Raw genomic sequence first — 2,968 nt, 5'->3', positions numbered from 1 at the left:
TAATCACCGAGAAAAAATGGAAGAACCTTATGTCCAGGTAGAAATGATTACTCCAGAAGAATATGTAGGGACATTAATGGAGTTGGGTCAATCACGACGTGGGATATTTAAGGATATGAAGTATCTAACTAAGGGTAGAACAACTTTAGTATATGAAATTCCTTTGGCAGAAGTAGTAACAGACTTTTTTGACCAAATGAAATCTCGGTCTCGTGGTTATGCAAGTATGGAATATCAACTCATAGGGTATCGTGAAAATCCTCTGGTGAAGCTAGATATTATGATTAACGCTGAACCAGTAGATGCTTTAGCTGTAATTGTACATCGCGATAAAGCTTATGGAGTAGGTCGTGCTTTGACAGAAAAACTTAAAGAATTAATTCCTCGCCATCAATTTAAAGTACCAATTCAAGCATCTATTGGTTCTAAAGTTATTGCTAGTGAACATATTCCTGCTTTACGGAAAGATGTTTTAGCTAAATGTTATGGTGGGGATATTAGCCGTAAGAAAAAATTACTGCAAAAACAGGCAAAAGGTAAAAAACGAATGAAGTCATTAGGTACAGTTGATGTGCCACAAGAAGCTTTTATGGCAGTGCTGCGATTAGATTAATACCTTAACTAAGTTGTTTTTTAGAGATTCGATACACTTTCTGTGCTAATATGTTTCAGGCGCATACTTTGTTAGTGTATGATCAGATTTGATGTGGTTATTCAATTATTTGTTGCAAACCACAGCAAATTACAGTCCTTGATAGTGGAAACAATGAGAATATTAGTAACAGGTGGTGCGGGTTTTCTTGGTTCTCATCTCATCGATAGATTAATGGAAAAAGGCCATGAAGTCATCTGTCTTGATAATTTTTACACAGGAACTAAGCGCAATATTTTAAAGTGGTTGAATCATCCTTATTTTGAGTTAGTTCGCCACGATATTACTGAACCTATTAGATTGGAAGCGGATCAAATTTATCATCTAGCTTGTCCTGCCAGTCCTATACATTATCAGTACAACCCTGTCAAGACAATTAAAACAAATGTGATGGGGACATTGAATATGTTGGGGTTAGCAAAAAGGGTAAAAGCAAGATTCTTTTTGGCTTCCACATCTGAGGTATATGGAGACCCAGATGTACATCCTCAAACAGAAGAGTATAGAGGTAATGTTAATTGTATTGGTATTAGATCGTGTTACGACGAGGGGAAGCGAGTAGCAGAAACTTTGGCATTTGATTACCATCGTCAAAATAATGTTGATATTAGAGTAGTCAGAATTTTTAACAGTTTGACTGGAGACCAAAAGGTACTTTATTACATTGGTAAAGAACTCTATTATGAAAGCTTTGCTGAATGTTATGACAGAATTAATGGAGATATATCTAATGTATCGGTGCCTTGTTTTGATGAAAATTCCAAGACAGTAATTAAACCAATTTCTGCAATTTGGAAACATCATGTTAAGAAGAAGGGTTATCAGATAAAAACTGTCTGGGGTAAGCAGATAAAAATTACTGAAGACCATAGTTTATTTACTAGGAATAATAACGATCGACCTCAAGCAGCTTTCGGAAATGAACTAAAGGTGGGAGATGAAATAGGAGTTCCTAATTATATCAGCTTTTTGGAGCAACCTTTACAACCATTCTACATTACAGATAAAATTTGTATTCAAGAAGAAATATTTCTGGAAAGTGAAGAGACAATCTCCTATATAGAAAAATATGGAGATAAAATTCGTGAGTATTTATTGGCAAAAGGTGTTAATCCCGAACAACTTTATTCAATACTGAAAAGCTACGAAGCAAAAAATAAAATTCCTTTGCATCTATGGGAATATTTAGAACTTCCTCTATCCAAAAAAGAAAAAATTTGCTATTTATCTTCAAAGGCAATTAAAAATTGGGTGGGGAATATAGAAGAATTTTTGTGGTTATTAGGGTTTTATGTATCTCAAGGAAGTTTCATAGACAATGAATTGGTGTTTAAAGGAGGAGCTGAGAAACTAGCAAAATTAATAGAAGTAGTAGAAAGAATATTTGAGTGTCAATGTGAAATTAAGATAGAAGGGTCTATAAGTATTAGGTCAAAAATTCTGGTCGATCTAATTGGAGAAGGGTTGAATTTTGGGAATAAAGAAAAAGAGATTTCTAATTGGGTTTTACAACTTCCTCAAAAACAATTAATTAGTTTTTTACAGGGATTGAATGAAGGAAATAATGTAGTAGAAAATCAACCAAATTTAAATATTGAATTTAAGAGTGGCAGTCAGGCGATCGCTGAAAAGTTAGTATTAATTTTAGCTAAGTTTGGGCTAGTAGCAAATGTCTCAGAAATAGAACAAAATTACCAAATAATAGTACAGGGGTTAGAAGATAACAATATTGAGAATTTGTCTAACATTCAGCAGAAAATATCAGCAAAAAGGACTGGTGATATTGTCTGGGCAAAAATAGAAAGTATTGAGGAATTTGAAATAGATGATTATGTGTACGATTTCTCAGTACCAAATTATGAAAATTTTATTGGTGGAAGCTACGGAATTTTTGCTCATAATACTTATGGGCCAAGAATGTTAGAAAATGACGGTCGAGTAGTGAGTAACTTTATTGCACAAGCCTTAAAAGGAACACCACTAACAGTTTATGGAGATGGCTCTCAAACCAGAAGTTTCTGTTATGTGTCAGACTTGGTAGAAGGGTTTATTCGATTAATGGATCAAGATTTTATTGGACCAGTCAACATAGGAAACCCAGGAGAATATACCATACTTGAATTAGCTCAAACAATTCAACAAATGGTTAACCCAGATGCAGAGATAACATATAAACCTCTGCCACAAGATGACCCGAAACAGCGACAACCAGATATTACTCGTGCTAAAAAATATTTAGGTTGGGAGCCTAGTGTTCCTCTCCAAGAAGGGTTAAAATTGACAATAGAAGATTTTTGAGCCGCTCTCGAAAATCTA

General features: G+C 34.3%; 4 pseudogenes. All 4 read left to right on the top strand.

The features are described from left to right. Positions 1 to 613: pseudogene (locus F6K13_RS26350) on the top strand (elongation factor 4); the annotation flags it as partial. A 153-nt stretch (positions 614 to 766) separates the two neighbouring features. After that, positions 767 to 1,285, top strand: a pseudogene (locus F6K13_RS26345) (GDP-mannose 4,6-dehydratase); the annotation flags it as partial. Beyond that, positions 1,286 to 2,548 (top strand): annotated as a pseudogene (locus tag F6K13_RS26340) (NAD-dependent dehydratase); the annotation flags it as partial. A gap of 3 nt (positions 2,549 to 2,551) precedes the next feature. Further along, positions 2,552 to 2,950, top strand: a pseudogene (locus F6K13_RS35895) (GDP-mannose 4,6-dehydratase); the annotation flags it as partial. Positions 2,951 to 2,968: the final 18 nt, after the last annotated feature.

Source organism: Okeania sp. SIO2B9, from assembly GCF_010672505.1.
Lineage (GTDB): Bacteria > Cyanobacteriota > Cyanobacteriia > Cyanobacteriales > Microcoleaceae > Okeania > Okeania hirsuta.
This window is presented reverse-complemented; position numbering and strand designations above follow the sequence as displayed.